15 protein-coding genes and 1 pseudogene are annotated in these 15,191 nt (G+C 37.2%); 12 read left to right on the forward strand and 4 right to left on the reverse strand.

What is annotated here, in order from left to right; translation table 11 throughout:
• The first annotated feature begins 35 nt into the window (after positions 1 to 35).
• The 6 genes from E4N74_RS04070 to E4N74_RS04095 all read left to right on the forward strand — a co-directional run bounded on the left by E4N74_RS04070 (position 36) and on the right by E4N74_RS04095 (position 5,006).
• The gene (locus E4N74_RS04070) at positions 36 to 1,145 is read left to right on the forward strand and encodes an MBL fold metallo-hydrolase (protein WP_255819012.1); all 1,110 of its coding nucleotides are present in this window, start codon (positions 36 to 38) and stop codon (positions 1,143 to 1,145) included.
• Between the two features lie 148 nt (positions 1,146 to 1,293).
• Positions 1,294 to 1,782: a DUF1353 domain-containing protein gene (locus E4N74_RS04075; RefSeq protein ID WP_255819014.1), complete on the forward strand. Its 489-nt coding sequence runs from the start codon at positions 1,294 to 1,296 to the stop codon at positions 1,780 to 1,782.
• A 715-nt stretch (positions 1,783 to 2,497) separates the two neighbouring features.
• The gene (locus tag E4N74_RS04080) at positions 2,498 to 2,743 is read left to right on the forward strand and encodes a type II toxin-antitoxin system prevent-host-death family antitoxin (RefSeq protein WP_255819016.1); all 246 of its coding nucleotides are present in this window, start codon (positions 2,498 to 2,500) and stop codon (positions 2,741 to 2,743) included.
• Complete coding sequence (locus E4N74_RS04085) at positions 2,743 to 3,075, forward strand: type II toxin-antitoxin system RelE/ParE family toxin (protein ID WP_162664205.1); 333 nt, start codon at positions 2,743 to 2,745, stop codon at positions 3,073 to 3,075. Before E4N74_RS04080 ends, E4N74_RS04085 begins: the two co-directional genes overlap by 1 nt.
• Before the next feature lie 92 nt (positions 3,076 to 3,167).
• Positions 3,168 to 4,178 (forward strand): SH3 domain-containing protein, encoded by a 1,011-nt coding sequence (locus E4N74_RS04090; RefSeq protein ID WP_255819019.1) that lies wholly within the window; start codon positions 3,168 to 3,170, stop codon positions 4,176 to 4,178.
• 108 nt (positions 4,179 to 4,286) lie between these two features.
• On the forward strand, positions 4,287 to 5,006 hold the full coding sequence (locus E4N74_RS04095; RefSeq protein ID WP_255819020.1) for a DUF7683 domain-containing protein: 720 nt from the start codon (positions 4,287 to 4,289) through the stop codon (positions 5,004 to 5,006).
• 12 nt (positions 5,007 to 5,018) lie between these two features.
• Here the strand turns inward: E4N74_RS04095 and E4N74_RS04100 are convergent, their stop codons facing one another.
• Positions 5,019 to 5,360 carry a winged helix-turn-helix transcriptional regulator gene (locus tag E4N74_RS04100; RefSeq protein ID WP_255819022.1) on the reverse strand — a complete coding sequence of 114 codons (342 nt, stop codon included), beginning with the start codon at positions 5,358 to 5,360 and terminating at the stop codon, positions 5,019 to 5,021.
• A gap of 132 nt (positions 5,361 to 5,492) precedes the next feature.
• Here E4N74_RS04100 and E4N74_RS04105 point away from each other — a divergent pair, with 132 nt between their 5' ends.
• The 3 genes from E4N74_RS04105 (at position 5,493) to E4N74_RS04115 (ending at position 6,783) form a co-directional block, all read left to right on the forward strand.
• Complete coding sequence (locus E4N74_RS04105) at positions 5,493 to 5,882, forward strand: nuclear transport factor 2 family protein (protein ID WP_255819024.1); 390 nt, start codon at positions 5,493 to 5,495, stop codon at positions 5,880 to 5,882.
• 378 nt (positions 5,883 to 6,260) lie between these two features.
• Positions 6,261 to 6,506, forward strand: coding sequence for a type II toxin-antitoxin system prevent-host-death family antitoxin (locus tag E4N74_RS04110; RefSeq protein WP_255819026.1), 246 nt, complete (start codon positions 6,261 to 6,263; stop codon positions 6,504 to 6,506).
• A 10-nt stretch (positions 6,507 to 6,516) separates the two neighbouring features.
• The gene (locus E4N74_RS04115; protein WP_255819350.1) at positions 6,517 to 6,783 is read left to right on the forward strand and encodes a type II toxin-antitoxin system RelE/ParE family toxin; all 267 of its coding nucleotides are present in this window, start codon (positions 6,517 to 6,519) and stop codon (positions 6,781 to 6,783) included.
• A 139-nt stretch (positions 6,784 to 6,922) separates the two neighbouring features.
• Here E4N74_RS04115 and era read toward each other — a convergent pair whose 3' ends face one another.
• The gene (gene era, locus E4N74_RS04120) at positions 6,923 to 7,807 is read right to left on the reverse strand and encodes a GTPase Era (RefSeq protein WP_044979184.1); all 885 of its coding nucleotides are present in this window, start codon (positions 7,805 to 7,807) and stop codon (positions 6,923 to 6,925) included.
• A gap of 1 nt (position 7,808) precedes the next feature.
• Positions 7,809 to 8,657, reverse strand: coding sequence for an RnfABCDGE type electron transport complex subunit B (locus E4N74_RS04125; protein WP_044979185.1), 849 nt, complete (start codon positions 8,655 to 8,657; stop codon positions 7,809 to 7,811).
• Positions 8,658 to 8,812: 155 nt separating this feature from the next.
• On the opposite strand from E4N74_RS04125, the gene lepA reads away from it, so the two are divergent.
• Positions 8,813 to 10,618: a translation elongation factor 4 gene (lepA, locus tag E4N74_RS04130; RefSeq protein ID WP_044979187.1), complete on the forward strand. Its 1,806-nt coding sequence runs from the start codon at positions 8,813 to 8,815 to the stop codon at positions 10,616 to 10,618.
• A gap of 76 nt (positions 10,619 to 10,694) precedes the next feature.
• On the opposite strand, the pseudogene E4N74_RS04135 reads toward lepA, so the two are convergent.
• A pseudogene (locus E4N74_RS04135) lies at positions 10,695 to 11,457 on the reverse strand (Rpn family recombination-promoting nuclease/putative transposase).
• 305 nt (positions 11,458 to 11,762) lie between these two features.
• On the opposite strand from E4N74_RS04135, the gene E4N74_RS04140 reads away from it, so the two are divergent.
• Positions 11,763 to 14,162, forward strand: a complete 2,400-nt coding sequence (locus E4N74_RS04140) for a hypothetical protein (RefSeq protein ID WP_255819038.1) — start codon at positions 11,763 to 11,765, stop codon at positions 14,160 to 14,162.
• Positions 14,163 to 15,191, forward strand: a complete 1,029-nt coding sequence (locus E4N74_RS04145) for a glycosyltransferase family 2 protein (RefSeq protein ID WP_255806292.1) — start codon at positions 14,163 to 14,165, stop codon at positions 15,189 to 15,191.

A 15,191-nucleotide genomic window follows, 5' to 3' on the forward strand; every position in this document is an offset into this window, starting at 1 on the left:
TAGATAAGATACTACACATTAAGGAGAAAAAGGGAATGCACAAAGTTACAGTCATACGTAATATTCATCCTATTGGACAAGGCGGCTTTGCTAGTGAATATCATGTGGAACATGATAAATTGATTATTTATGACTGTGGTTATATGTCTCCACGAGTAAGTCAAAGAAACAAGTCACTGGTTTATAACAATCTACCAGATTGCGATATTGAAGTGTTATTTATTTCACATTTTGATCATGATCATATTTCTCTAATACCATATTTAAAGCAAATACGAAAAATAAAAAATGTTGTTATTCCGCTTGTGCAGTGGAATAATATTTTATCTCAATTAGTAGAAAATGAAGAAGTAAAAGAGTTAATTAAGAACCCAAGGTCTTTTTTTGATGATAAGACTAGAATAATAAGAATAGAACCATTTAATCGAGAGCCTGTAGACGAAATCGAAGCAGTTGAAGCAGTTATTATAGATGATAATAGTTCAGATACCGATATTCCAAGTGGAAGAAAATTAATAATATCTCAAACTAACTGGGAGTATATACCGTTTAATATTCATTATCAACAGCGTTCTAAGCAGTTTATAGAAATTTGTAATAAATATGGAATAGATGATAAACAATTATCAAATATTGATGATTTATTTGATAAAACTGTTCTGAAAAAGATTAAAAATGCATATAAAAGAGTTGATGGAGGAATTAATCAAAATTCAATGATTTTATATTCAGGGATAACTAGAAATCCTATATACAGTAACATAATAGAATCCAAATATTTTAAGTATGATTATTGTTGTAGATATTGCCATCGAAAATATTTTTATGATACTGACAAACCTGCTTGTTTATATACTGGTGATTGGGATTGCAGTGAGATAGATTCTGTTTTTAAATATATTGAAGATAGGAAAAATATGATAGGATTGATACAAATACCGCATCATGGAGCAAAAAATAATTTTAATGATAAATTAATAACAGATGAAAATGTGAGTTTTTTTGTCCAGTTTGGGAATAACAACCCATATGGTCATCCCTCATTAAGTGTATTAAATAGTATTGCGTGTAAAATAAATTATGGAACAATTTATAGAGTAACAGAAAATAGTGATTCTGCATTGCAACAAATAATAACTATCTAACACTCGCTTCAACCTGACATTGCGGACGAGCCGCAAATGCAGGTTAAGCGAATGTTAGGTTGACCTGCCTGAAGGTAGGCATGTGCGGAACCGGCCTATACCATTTATTTCGATCAAAAATAAATTTATAAAATCATAGGAGGATTTTATGAAAAAAATATTTTTTTGTTTTGTAATTGCGTTATTTGTAGGAATTGAAGCCTATTCTCAGATATGCTATGCTGAAACTGCATTTAACGCCGAAAAAAATCGGCTTCTGCAAATTGCTCGTTCTGGTACACTTCCAAATGGATGCGGAGCGGCAGGTACTCCAGCAGCACTGGTAAATCTTCTCAATTCACTTGGTGATGGAGGTGCATGCGATCAACATGATATAGACTACAGCACATTGGGAATGTCAAAGGAACAAGCAGATGAGAATTTCTATAGAAATCTTCTGAGAGCTGGTGTACCTGATTACCTCGCATTACATTTTTTTATAGCAGTTTCAAAGGGAGGACAAAGTGCATACGACTCTGCACAATGGAGTGCCAGAACACTTAAAGAATTGGAGCCTGATCCATCTTCAAGAGAATATTGCATACCTTCTGATTATGATAGCAGCTTTGATGATAATGATTTCGATTTTAGTGAATAATAAAAGTTGAATTTGCCTTTAATACACGGAAATCAATTTTTGAAAAATGATATTGCAAGCTAACTATTTCTACGATGTTTTTAGAAAGAATGATGTGCTTTTTTAGTATTTTTCCGGTGGTTTCGGCTTCAATATCTATAAAAAGGGTAAAAATTGATTTTCGTGCTTTTAATTAGAGACCTATTAATTTTTTTAGTTTCTTGCTAAAGAAAAGATATATTAAAAAATTTTAAACAGAATGGATGTTTGGTAACATTTTCTCATATTTAATCCAAGTCCTAAATTAATAGATTGGTAAAAATATGATATAGCAAAATAAAAGTAAAACCTAACACCCGCTTCAACCTGACATTGCGGACGAGCCGCAAATGCAGGTTAAGCGAATGTTAGACGGATGCCTTACGGCACGATAAACTGTAACTTAGAAAAATGTGATATATTTTTATAAATTAAGACTTAAAACCAAAATTAATAACTTCGTTTTTTGATTAAAGTTATGTTTTATCATAATGACTAATTGAGTAAGAAAAAGTAAACTTTTATCCAAGTGTTTTTTAACTTATTAAGGAAATCAACGAACTAAAAGTCCTTTGGATGGTCATAGAGAGCTCTTTATTCACAATTAGTAAAAAATATGAGAGTTTAATCCACTTGACAGTTTATAAGTATTTTAAGATAATTATTTCGTAAAATATTACGAATATTAGAGGTATGTATGATTGTTATAAAACCTATTTCAGATTTGCGTAATTATAATGAAGTTTTGCAGGATGTTGCTGATGAATCGCCGGTTTTTCTTACTAAAAATGGCAGGGGGTGTTATGCGGTAATTTCTATAAGAGATTACGAAAAATTGACAGCTACGAAAACTCTTTTTTCTGAATTGCAGAAAGGCGAAGAATCTGCTTTGCAAAACGGATGGCTGGACGCAACACAGGTCAGAAAAATGGCGGGACTTTGATGTTTGAGATAAAGATTGCTCCGCAAGCGGCAGCAGACTTACTTGAAATTAAAAATTATATCGAGAATGAACTTCAAAATCCCATAGCAGCACATAATACTATTTCAAAAATTATAGAAACTTATGAAAATTTGACGTTCTCTCCAAATGGAGGGATTTCTGTGGAAAAATATGTTTCGTTTCCTACCGATTATAAGTTTGTGCTTGCAAATAATTATTCAATATTTTATAGAATTGAAGACGAAGTTATAAGAATTATCAGGATTTTGTATTCAAGAAGAGATTTTGTTCGTGTTTTATTTGGAGAAGAGAAAAGAACGAATAGCGTCTAACATCCGCTTCAACCCGACATTTTCTCTGCAGCAAATACAGGTTAAGCAGTAGTTATGTGTACATTACACTGCGTAATTTTGGAGAAAAAAATATGAAAAATTTTTGTTTAACTTTATTCGTATCGATTTTAATAATTACATCGGTTTTTGCGGACAAAAATAATTTTTATGAAAATGGCAAAGTGATTGATACAATGTATGTCAATTCCAAAGAAGGGTTAAAAGTGAGAGGCTATCCATCTTTAAAATCAAATCGTCTCTGCGGATTATTGCACAGATTACCTGTAAAAATTATTGCTGTTGGGAAAGAAGAAACAATCGACGAAATTACAGCCCCATGGGTTAAAATTTTAATTCCGCCTTATGAATGGAAAGACGATAAAGCTGAATACGGTTGGGTGTTCGGCGGTTACTTATCGCATTTTCAACCTGAATTTATTAAACCGAAAACGGCAAATCAATTAAAAGAATATTTAAAATGCGGAAACTGGTCTCTTCCGGATAAGAACACATATTCCGGTGAAGGTTATAGAGAAGATAATCACTTTAATTTTTATACAAAGTATACCTACACCTATTCAAGATCAAGAGATCCGGATTTAAAGGACAAAGAAGTTGTTGACTCCGATAAAGCTTGGTTTTTCCAAAATTATGACGATGAAGACAACCAAAGTACATGGAAAGTGTTGAATAATCATCAGGTAGAAATTCATTGGTATATTCCGAAATCAATTGATGAAATAGAAATTTTGGAAATTGAGTCTATTGATGAGGCTCAATGTTATATTAACGGTAAGCGATATTTAAACAAGCCTTTTGTACATAGACATCATTGGCATTATTCAGATGTAGTTAAAATGCCTTTAATATATAAAATTGCATATTCGGATGATAATTTACCGATAAACATAATTAAAGGAGTCAGCACATCTTTTTTTAGCTATTGGAAAGAAACACAAAGTCTTTTTGAATTAAGATACCGTCTAATTTCAAAACTGATTGCATATGGGATTTCTGCAAAAAACACACAATACGAACAGGAATATCATGATTATTGGAATCCGATTATGGAAGAACATCAGAAAAAAGCTGATTCAATGTAATTGAAAAAACACATAACACCATTTCAAAAACCGATATTGCGGTCAAGACGCAATGCGGTTTAAAACAATGTTATGTGCACAATGCAAAGTATTGAGAAAGGATTAAAAATGTTATTAACTTATGGAAATATAAAAAAATCAAAATTCTTAAAATATATTTATTTATCTGATTACAATGATGATGAGTATCGAAAAGCATTACGTGAATATAATAAGAGTATAATAAAAAATTTCGAGAAATCTGATTTCATGCAAATATATAAATATTTGCATGATGCAAAAATCTATCTGAAACAAACTAATGGAAACGTTGTAATAAAAGTTAAGACTTATGATTCAGAAGAAAAGAAGTTAATTTATTTTGATATTATTTTTGAAAAAGCTAAGATTTTATCTTGGAACACTGTAAAGGAAACCGGTCATATTTCCAGATTAAATAAAAAATATAAACCTCGAGAGTATGGATACGAAGAATTTTACGAAGATAATGGGAAAAAATATGTAACTTTGATTTTATTTGGAAATAAGGTTAGAAAAGGTTTGTATTATCCAATGGTAACTTTTAATTATGAAAATATTAGGATTAATAGATATAAGAGAGAAATACATTGTTTTGATAAAACAACTGGAAATCTGATATGTACAGAAGATATTGAAATTGATTTTTTTAAATTAGAATTTATTTTTTCAGATGTAATAAAAGATGATCCTGATTTAATTTATGAATATGAAATAACCAAAGAAAATATGAATAAATTTAAAACAGGGACAACTTTTGAGTTTGATAAATTTAATTATTTTTTATCATATATTAGTATAATAGAGTAAAACACACATAATCTACTCGCTTTTTCCTTTTTGCATTTTATTTAATTCGGCGATATAATTTAAACCAAAAACCTCAATCTCGTCTAACACTTTTCGAAACTGAGTTCCCAATTTACTCAAAGAGTATTCAACATGAGGCGGGACTTCGGCAAAGACTTTGCGGTCGATTAGTTTATCTTTTTCAAGCTGGCGGAGCTGTCTTGTTAAAACAGTTCGGGTTGTTGTGGGCATTAATCTTTCGAGTTCATTAAACCTTTTGGTACCCGTGCTCAGATGATATAAAATTATAATCGCCCATTTTCCTTGCAATACTCTTTGAGTAGTAGCGAAGGGACACTTATCATACATCGACATTATCAAAATCCTTCTAAAGTATTATATTTGATACTATGTATTATAAATGTTCGTACTTACAAAATCAAGACAAAAGACTATAATAATACTTAAAGAAGTGAGAAACTTCTAAATATTTACTGGAGGAATTTTATGAAACATGAAGTAATGAAGGTCTTTACTGCTTATCGAGATGCACTGGAAAAGGGCGATTTTGCGGGAGCTTTTGCAACAATGTCCGATACTGTTGTATGGCACATGGGAGGCGAAAGTTCGCTTTCAGGTACGATTATAGGGAAACAAGCATTGGGAGAGCGTCTAGGAGAATTTGCAAAAAGAAGCGGCGGCACATTTAAAGTTATGACCAATTGGGCTGCGAGCAACGAGTGTTTTGTTGCTGCAAGTGTTGTTTCCGTAGCGGAAAAAGGTTCTGATAAGCTAAATGATCCTGGTATCGATTTATTCAAAATAGAAAATGGCAAGATACAAGAAGTATGGACTTTTGCCGAACAACAATCGGCAGAAGACAAATTTTGGGGCTAAGATAGAATTTTTCTGTGTTATAGATAATTCATCGTAGTAAAATAAATAAAAGGCATCTAACACCCGCTTCAACCTGACATTGCGGACAAGCCGCAAATGCAGGTTAAGCGGCAGTTAGACAGATGCCTTGCGGCACGATAAGCTGAAACTTTGAAAAAGTAGGGTGTATTTTTTATAGATTAAAGCTTAAAACCCGAATTAATAGCTTAGATTATTTGAGTAAAGCTAATGTTTTATTATAATAATTAACTTGTTAAAGAAAATAAAACTTTATAGATATAATGAAGAAAAGGCTTGAGTCAACTTTATACATCTTGACAATTTAGTATGATTTTAAGATAATTATTTCGTAAAATCTTACGAATATTAGAGGTATATATGATTACTATAAAGCCTGTTTCGGATTTACGTAATTATAATGAAGTTTTGCAAGATGTTGCTGATGAATCGCCAGTCTTTCTTACTAAAAATGGCAGGGGGTGTTATGCGGTAATTTCCATAAGAGATTACGAAAAATTGACGGCTGTGAAAACTCTTTTTTATGAATTGAAGAAAGGTGAAGAATCTGCTTTGCAAAACGGATGGCTGGATACAACTGAAGTCAGAAAAATGGCAGGACTTTGATGTTTGAGAGATAAAGATTGCTCCGCAAGCGGCAGCAGATTTACTTGAAATCAAAGATTATATAGAGAATGAACTTCAAAATCCCATTTCATTTCCTACGGATTATAAGTTCGTGCTTGCAAATAATTATTCAATATTTTATAGAATTAAAGACGAAGTTATAAGAATTGTAAGGACTTTGTATTCAAGAAGAGATTTTGTTCGTGTTTTGTTTGGAGAGAATAGCGTCTACCCCCCGCTTCAAGCTGACATTTGCTTTGCCACGAAATTTGTTTGAAAGGTCGCTGCTGATACAGCCCCCTTTGGGTGCAACTTTCGTACCAACCTGCCTTAAGCTTTGCGTCCTCGACTCGCCTATTTCCGGATTGGATTATTCTCCCGACACGGAAGGCTGGCGGATTCGGTTTTGGCCTTTCTCAGTACGAAATCTTTTGTATAATATTATCTTTTTGCCGCCAGTTTTTGTTTACGCGGACTTGAAGATCTAATTGAACCTTATAAGGGAAGATTTTACGCATTTCGGCCATGGATTTTATCCTTATGCTTTTGATGACGGCTGCTCCCTTGCCTATGAGCATGGCTTTTTGACTTTCTTTTTCTACATAGAGGAAGGCTCTCACCCAGAGTTCTTTACCGTTTTTACGCATTTCGGCATCTTCTATACCTGCATAAATGGCGTGGGGAAGCTCCTCTCTGGTGTGGAGAATGGCTTGTTCTCTTATAATTTCCGTAATCCTAAAGACTACATCCTGATCTGTGTATATGTCCTCGGGGTAGAGGGCTTCTCCTTCAGGGAGGAGTTCTATGAGGATAGAAAGAATTTTATTTATGCCCTTATCCTTTAGGGCCGAAATCTCAAAGATTCTTTCTTGCGGAACATCGGGTAAGAGGCTTAAAAGCTCTTTTTTTACAAGTTCCGTCTTTGAGGACGTAAGGTCTGCCTTATTTAGGCCTATTACGGTTTTTTCTTGTAAGGGGGTAAGAAGAGAGCAGATGTTTTTTTCTTCTTCTCCGAATTCCCGTGAAAGGTCTATCAGATATAAGACTGCATCTCCTTCCTCTAAACGGGTTTTAGCGACTTCTTGAAGTTTTAGGTTTAATTTTTTTTCGGATTTGTGATAGCCGGGGGTGTCGATAAAAACTATCTGCCCCTTGGTAGTGTTTACGATACCCCTGATTGCGTTTCGGGTGGTTTGCGGAGTTGATGAAACAATCGAAATCTTTTCGCCTGAAGCCGTATTTAAAAAGGTTGACTTTCCGGCTGAAGGACGGCCTATTATCGTTACAACTCCGCTGTTCATTTTATGCGCTTTGGCATCCTTCACAAGATGTGCAAGAGTTAAACTTTACCTTGTTTTCAGTGAGCATAAGAACCTTTGTCGGGCAGCCTTCAACACACTTATTGCAGGAATCGCAAAGAGTGTAATCTACCTTGGGTATTCCGTCTATTACTTTAATAGCTCCCGTAGGACAATTCTTTTCGCACTTCATGCACTTTATGCAGCCCCGTTTACAGTTTTTCATAATTTGAGGCTTACGTGGATTTCTGCATGAACAGAGGGCTATGGCTCCTTTTTGATCGGCAGGAACTGTTGTTAGAACATGCTGCGGACATTGGGCAACACAGACGGCACAGCCGGTACACTTATCATAGTCTACTTCAGGAAGTCCGTTTTCTTTGATATGGATGGCATCAAAGGGACATGCCCGCTCGCAGTCTCCAAGGCCTATACAGCCCCAGTCACATTCCTTTGTTCCGTTAATTGAAATTTTTGCGGCCTTACATGTTTTTATGCCTACATAGTCACACTTGTTTCGGCAAACATCATGGGAGCCTTGACAGGTTAAAACGGCAACTCTGGCGGAAGCCGAGGCATCAACTCCCATTATTTTTCCTATAGCCGCTGCAACAGGGGCGGCTCCTACAGGACATCCGTTTACAGGCGCATCTCCTGCCGCAACTGCTGCTGCAAATCCGTCACAGCCGGGATAACCGCAGGCACCGCAGTTTGCTCCCGGAAGCACCTCTCTTACGGCTGCCGCCGTCTTATCCGGTTCCACATAAAATATTTTCTTAAAAAAGCCCAGTAAAAGCCCCAACAAAAGAGATAACACCAGCGATACGGCCAAGGTCAATAAAATAATATTCATGCATACTCCAATAAAACTTTATTTCCCTTACATAATGCCATATTTTTAGATTTTGTGCAAGTAATGGATTTTAAAAATAGGTTAAGAAAGTGGTAATTTTGACAAATGAAATTTGAAAATTGACATAATCTTATTTTTTCATTATAATGAGCCCTATGTTAAATCCTGAAAATATACGCAATTTTTGTATTGTAGCTCACATAGACCACGGCAAGTCGACCCTTTCCGATCGGCTTATCGAAAAAACTAAAATAATAGATGAAAGATATCACCGCAACCAAATGACCGATGATATGGATATAGAACGGGAGCGGGGTATTACTATAAAAAGTCATGCCGTCCGAATTCCTTACACGGCTAAGGACGGTAAAAACTATGTTTTAAACTTTGTCGATACTCCCGGCCATGTGGACTTTTCCTATGAGGTTTCGCGTGCCATTGCCTCCTGCGAGGGTGCTATCTTAATTGTAGATGCAACTCAAGGCGTTGAATCCCAAACCCTTTCAAATATGTATCTTGCCCTTGAACATGACTTGGAAATCCTCCCAGTTATAAACAAGATAGATTTACCTGCTGCCGATGTAGATGCAGTAAAGCATCAGATTGACCATGATTTGGGGCTTGATTCGGATGCGGCTGTAGCCGTTTCTGCAAAAACGGGACAAAACATTGATGCCCTTTTTGAAGCAATTATAACAACCTTTCCGCCCCCCAAGGGCTCAAAAGATAATCCCTTACAGGCTCTTATCTTCGACTGCCACTATGACCCTTACAGGGGTGTTGTAGTCCATGTGCGTGTCTTTGAAGGAATGATAAAACCGGGCATGACTATCCGCTTTATGAATACAGGGGGTGAATACAAGGTAGAAGAAACAGGAACCTTTGTCCTTGATCTTGTAAAGCAGGATTCCTTACAGGCGGGAGAAGTCGGCTACATAATTGCAGGTATAAAAACCGTCTCCGATGTCGGGGTAGGCGATACCATCACCGATGCCGCTTTTCCGTGCAATGCCCCATTATCAGGCTTTAAAGAAGTAAAGCCCGTAGTTTTTTCTTCAGTCTATCCTACTGATACAAACGATTACGAGGAGCTCCGCGAATCCTTTGAAAAGCTAAAACTGAACGATGCAAGTTTGACATGGGAAAAAGATTCTTCCATTGCACTCGGTCACGGATTTAGGTGCGGCTTTTTAGGCCTTCTTCATCTTGAAATTGTTCAAGAAAGATTGGAAAGAGAATTCGGCCAGTCGGTTATCTTTACGGCTCCTTCGGTGCGTTATAAAATTACCATGCGTACTGGAGAAGAAATTATTTGCGATAACCCTGCAGATTATCCCGATGAGGGGCTTATAGCCTCGGCTGAAGAGCCTTATATAAAGGCAACGGTTATAACGCCTGCTTCCTACCTCGGAAACATTATGTCCCTCTGTATGGAAAAGAGGGGAGTGCAGACCAATATGACATATTTGGATGAAAAAAGGGTCGAAATGACCTATGAGATGCCCTTGTCCGAGGTCTTATTTGAGTTTTATGACAGGCTTAAAAGCATAAGCCGGGGTTATGCTTCCTTTGATTATGAAGTTATCGAAACCCGTCCTACCGATTTGGCAAAGATTGATATTTTAATTAACGGAAAGCCAGTTGATGCTCTTGCCCAGCTTGCCTATAAACCGAGTGCCTATGATAAGGCCCGACTTGTCTGCGAAAAACTTAAAGATGAAATTCCTCGCCAACAGTTTAAGATACCGATTCAGGGAGCCATAGGCAGTCAGATAATAGCTCGAGAAACAATTTCGGCCTTGCGTAAGGACGTTCTTGCCAAGTGTTACGGTGGCGACATCACCCGAAAGCGTAAACTCCTCGAAAAACAAAAGGAAGGAAAAAAACGCATGAAAATGATAGGCGACGTAGAACTCCCGCAGTCTGCATTCTTGGCTGTATTAAAAACTAAAGAAGATTAAACTATTAGTAGGGTGAGAGACACCACGTTAATAGCGGTGGCTTTTCCCTTCTTAACCCAATCCCTTTTGATCTAATTTACAGTTTTTCGATTTCAGATTCAGAAAGGCCTGTAACATGCATAATTTTCTGAATTGAATCACCTAATTGTTTTAAGATTTTAGCTGTTTCTCGTTTATTGTCATAAGCACCTTTATCCCTAGCATCCATTTCAAAAGTGGACATTAACCTGTATTCCTGCCTTGCCTGTTCGTTTTGTTTTATTGCTTGTATCATAGTTTCTATCTCCCTTGTAAATTCATTATTCGGCTTACCTTTTTTAAGGTATTCTAAAAATTCTTTTAATTCTTTGTCCTCAGTGTTATTAAAGGCCTCTGCATTTATTATAACCTTTCGAGTGCCGTCTTGTAAAGGGGTATTTTTATCCTCTATACAAAGGTTTTCAAAGGTATAAATAGGCCTATTTTTACCTATAACATCAAACAAGCAGATAAAAATTATAAAGCTGTCATTTAAGTTATTATAGGAATTACCTTTATCTAAAAACGAAATATCTACGGCAGCTTGGTAAAACCGCATACGCTTCGGGATATTGCGTTCATTGCTTACCTGCATTTCAATGTCATAAAGTTTACCGCTTTCCGCCTGCACCAAAACATCAAACCGTACGGACTTTGTCTGTTCATAAGTGTTAATATTATGTTGTACCGAGATAGGTAATTTTTCCTATTGTATCTGATAATATCATTTCAATAAGACCTTTGCATAGCTTCGGATTTTGCATGATTTTACAAAACATAAAATCATCCGTAAATGTTAAATCTTCAAATCTTTTTGCCATTTGTTTTCTCCCATTATATTTATAGGGTGTATTTGAAAAAAAGAGTAGGTTAGAAAGAAGATATACAGAAACTCTGATTAGCGGGTAGAAAAATTTAATAATTTTTTTAAATTTTACTTGGTATTTTAAAATTTTTGATGTATAATGATAGAACGAAGTACAAATGTAGAAGTATAAAGTGTGAATGACCAGATGCAAAACGCCGTTTGATATTCCTCATTTCTCGTTTTCTGGAAACGGCTAAAATTCATCAATCCTAGAAAATTGATATTTTCTGCGGTTGATGAATTTATATGGAGGTTTTTATGAAAAAGATGTTTTTTGTTTTGATGATACTTGTTTTGACGGTATCATCCTGTAATTTATTTTTAAATGAAGAATACGGCGAGCTTATTTTGAGCTTTGATGGAACACTTCCCGATGGAGCCAGAGCCTTGGATTCCAACGGACTTCCAGTTCTTTCATCTTCACGTATGAAAATCAATATAATCAAAGAGAACGGCTATACTGTAACGAGGGAGCTAAGTGCCGAAGAACCTAAATCTCTGGTTGAGCTGGTTCCCGTCGGTGAAACGATAGAGATAATAGTTACGGCGATTAACCCATCCGGTCAATGGTCGGGAAGGACTTTTCACACCGTAGCCTCAGGCCAAAATCAAGTAACCGTCCTATTAAACAAAAACGTTTCCGGCTTAAACAACCTTTTGTTTACGCAGACCGTAGAGGGGCAGCACGACTACAACTTAACCCTCTACATGGGCGGAAAAGAAATTAATGCTCCCAAATCGGAAAACCCGTACAGCTTTGCTCGTGACAGTAAGGGACGGCTGTATGTCAGATATAGAGACGGAGCTACCTATCTTGTCCGTTATACGAGTGAGGGTGAACTTGATGTCCATCCGGCAAAAACGACGATCAAATTTCTCGCAAACGATTATACAACGGGGAAAATGTACGGGATGGGTGTAGGCTTAAATGAAATAAATGAGAACGATTTGACGCATCCAACTACTATTACAGGTTTCTCCACTGTTAATAATTTCTTTGCCGTAGATAACGGCAGAGTTGCATGGCTGCATGTAAGCAGCGGAAATAACATAATAAATGCCGCAAGTTTGACCGGGGCATCTCATTCAGACATTCTGATTAATTCTCATATTGATATTCACCATTGCGAGCCATCAGAAGTAAAAGATATTTTTATCCGCGGCGATTATGTATATGTGCTTTTTACTACAGTTAATGAAAGTATAACATCAAGTGATCCTAACCTTTACTCTTTAGGCGGGATTGTCCGTTATAATATAAACAATTTGACTGCTCCTTCTGTAAAAATCGGTTTTTCAGACAGCGTCAGCTTTGAAAATCGGGCAGTGCCCTCCTCTTATTATTCCAAGAACTTTTACGGGGCGATAAAAGTAATCGGTTTTGATGAAGAAAATATCTATATAGCCGATGACGGCTTTGATGCAGCTTATGTAGATTACGCTCCGCATATCGTTAAAAACCGCAACCGCATCGCAGCTCTTAATATCGCAACAAACGCCTTAAGTTTTAGTGATGCCGGGTCTGCAAAGTGGTACAACGAATGGAAAGAGTGGGAGGGCGTAAAGACAAAGATTCTGTTGTGGGAAAAAAGCGATGACGGTGCTAGTTTGCCTAACTATTATGGTATGAAATATTGGCTCGCCGATAACGAGAACGCACCTTGCCCGACAAGTCCTGACGATCAGTTCTGGTTTTCCAGCGAACAGACTGTTGCTCCTACCGATGTGTTCTGCTATGACCAAGGCGGTAATCTGTACATACAGTATGTTGATTATACAGGCGGTGATAAGTATGTTAGACGGTTTGCCTTGAAAGAAGACGGTACATACGATAAGACATCGGCTCAAAACTTGGATTTGCAAACATCAGGAGATATTGCTGCCATTGCGGTAGATATTTCCGGCGGACAGAACAGTTTGTATTATGCGGAAACTTATATTTCAACGCGCACCGTAAAAAGGTTTAAATGGGGGCACCACGGCTATGAAACCTTTACGACTGCGGAGAATGAGGCTTCTTATAATATCACATTCTCAGCAGATGAAAAACTTACCGCTCTTGCATCCAATAAAGACGGTCTTTTTGTTGCAGTAAAAGAGGATATTGGCGGTAATCAGTATAAGATTACCGTGAGAAAGTATGACATGGACGGCAACTCTATAGGCAGTATGGAAATAAGCATAGGTTCCAAAGGAGAGGAAAGTAATCCCATTATTGAGCATATTCATTCGATGCAGATTCTTGACGGAAAACTCTATGCCGTAAGTTATAAGACGGTGGGAGCAGGAGGAATGGCAGCCGGCTCACCGGTTGTTAACGGCAATGGCAGAAAGGCTGTTGTAAGCGGAAAACTTTTAGATTTAGGACTTACCTCTAAGAATCTTCCTGCTCGGCCGCAGACATTATGGAGCGGAACACAGGAAGGTAAGGGCTATGCTCCCTTCCGCTTTATTGCCATAAAGCCCAAAGAATTGGTTATCGCAAACGACGGTTTTTACGGTACGATGAGCCCAGGATCACTCTCTATCAATCAACGAAATAAGGTACTTAAATTTAATTCAAGCGGTTCCTTATTAAGCGAGGGGGATGCCGCTGCCTCATTCTCAAGAAAATTATACTACAATTATGGGGCGCTTTGCGGTTTCATATGGTACTAAATGAGCCTGCCCTTCATAAGTCTTTCCGTTCCGGTTTACGGAACGGAAAGTTCTTTACCCGCTTTTTTTGATAGTATCTTGGAGCAGTATCCTCTGTCCGGCAGTTTTGCAGGGCAGGGGGCTTTACCCATCGAAATTCTCATCGTAAATGATGGAAGTCCTGACGGTTCTTCTTTACCCAAAATCCTCAAACCCTATAAAAAGCCTTTAAAAAAACTTGGGGTATGTCTTGAACTTCTTGAACACGGAAAAAATCTCGGTACCTTTGAAGCCCGCCGTACCGCAGTTCAAGCCTCTTCGGGCTCCTATATTTTATTTGCCGACCCCGACGACACTCTGCCTCCCGATGCTCTTCACAGCTTATATACTGCCGCCGTTCACTCGGATACCGATATAATTCACGGCAGAGCGGAGTGTAAAAAAGCTTTTTCTCAAGCTGACTCGGAGCTATACAAAAATGAAAATTTTTTTGAACTGGAGAAGTCCGTTAAAAAAGTCCGCCTCGGTGTTTTTAAGGAAATGGATTTATTGTCTTCTTTTTTGCTTGATAAGAATCATTCCGGCCTTTTATGTACAAAGCTTTTCCGTTCATCCGTAGTAAAATCCGCCTTTGCCGATATTCCCCATACCTTTTGCACGATGACCGAAACATTCCTCATCTATTTTTTTATTTTGCTGTATGCCCGCTCTTATTGCGGCATTGAAGATACGGTATATACTTATCATATCGGTACCGGCATTACATCCAATACCGAAATATCAAGCCTAGACCGCTGGGAAAAAGCCTGTACCGCAGCTTCCGTTTTTACCGTGATTTTTTCTTATCTTGAAGAACATCCTCTAAACCTTCCTCGTTCCGCTGAGTTAATTACTGCTTTGGAAGGTCTATGCCGTAATCACGCCCGTATGAACATCCGCCATCTGGAACGTGTTATCCCCTCCCTCCGTGCCGAAGCCTACGCAATCCTCTGCGATTACTGGGGCGAGGATTATGTAAAGCAAATTGAAAAAAGCATGAAGGATGAATAG

This window comes from Treponema putidum, assembly GCF_024401155.1.
Classification (GTDB): domain Bacteria; phylum Spirochaetota; class Spirochaetia; order Treponematales; family Treponemataceae; genus Treponema_B; species Treponema_B putidum.

Excerpts from the sequence above, each read along its gene's own strand:
- E4N74_RS04070 (WP_255819012.1), top strand. The coding sequence starts at position 36 with ATGCACAAAGTTACAGTCATACGTAATATTCATCCTATTGGACAAGGC.
- E4N74_RS04075 (WP_255819014.1), top strand. The coding sequence starts at position 1,294 with ATGAAAAAAATATTTTTTTGTTTTGTAATTGCGTTATTTGTAGGAATT.
- E4N74_RS04080 (WP_255819016.1), top strand. The coding sequence starts at position 2,498 with ATGATTGTTATAAAACCTATTTCAGATTTGCGTAATTATAATGAAGTT.
- E4N74_RS04085 (WP_162664205.1), top strand. The coding sequence starts at position 2,743 with ATGTTTGAGATAAAGATTGCTCCGCAAGCGGCAGCAGACTTACTTGAA.
- E4N74_RS04090 (WP_255819019.1), top strand. The coding sequence starts at position 3,168 with ATGAAAAATTTTTGTTTAACTTTATTCGTATCGATTTTAATAATTACA.
- E4N74_RS04095 (WP_255819020.1), top strand. The coding sequence starts at position 4,287 with ATGTTATTAACTTATGGAAATATAAAAAAATCAAAATTCTTAAAATAT.
- E4N74_RS04100 (WP_255819022.1), bottom strand. The coding sequence starts at position 5,360 with ATGTCGATGTATGATAAGTGTCCCTTCGCTACTACTCAAAGAGTATTG.
- E4N74_RS04105 (WP_255819024.1), top strand. The coding sequence starts at position 5,493 with ATGAAACATGAAGTAATGAAGGTCTTTACTGCTTATCGAGATGCACTG.
- E4N74_RS04110 (WP_255819026.1), top strand. The coding sequence starts at position 6,261 with ATGATTACTATAAAGCCTGTTTCGGATTTACGTAATTATAATGAAGTT.
- era (WP_044979184.1), bottom strand. The coding sequence starts at position 7,807 with ATGAACAGCGGAGTTGTAACGATAATAGGCCGTCCTTCAGCCGGAAAG.
- E4N74_RS04125 (WP_044979185.1), bottom strand. The coding sequence starts at position 8,657 with ATGAATATTATTTTATTGACCTTGGCCGTATCGCTGGTGTTATCTCTT.
- lepA (WP_044979187.1), top strand. The coding sequence starts at position 8,813 with ATGTTAAATCCTGAAAATATACGCAATTTTTGTATTGTAGCTCACATA.
- E4N74_RS04140 (WP_255819038.1), top strand. The coding sequence starts at position 11,763 with ATGAAAAAGATGTTTTTTGTTTTGATGATACTTGTTTTGACGGTATCA.
- E4N74_RS04145 (WP_255806292.1), top strand. The coding sequence starts at position 14,163 with ATGAGCCTGCCCTTCATAAGTCTTTCCGTTCCGGTTTACGGAACGGAA.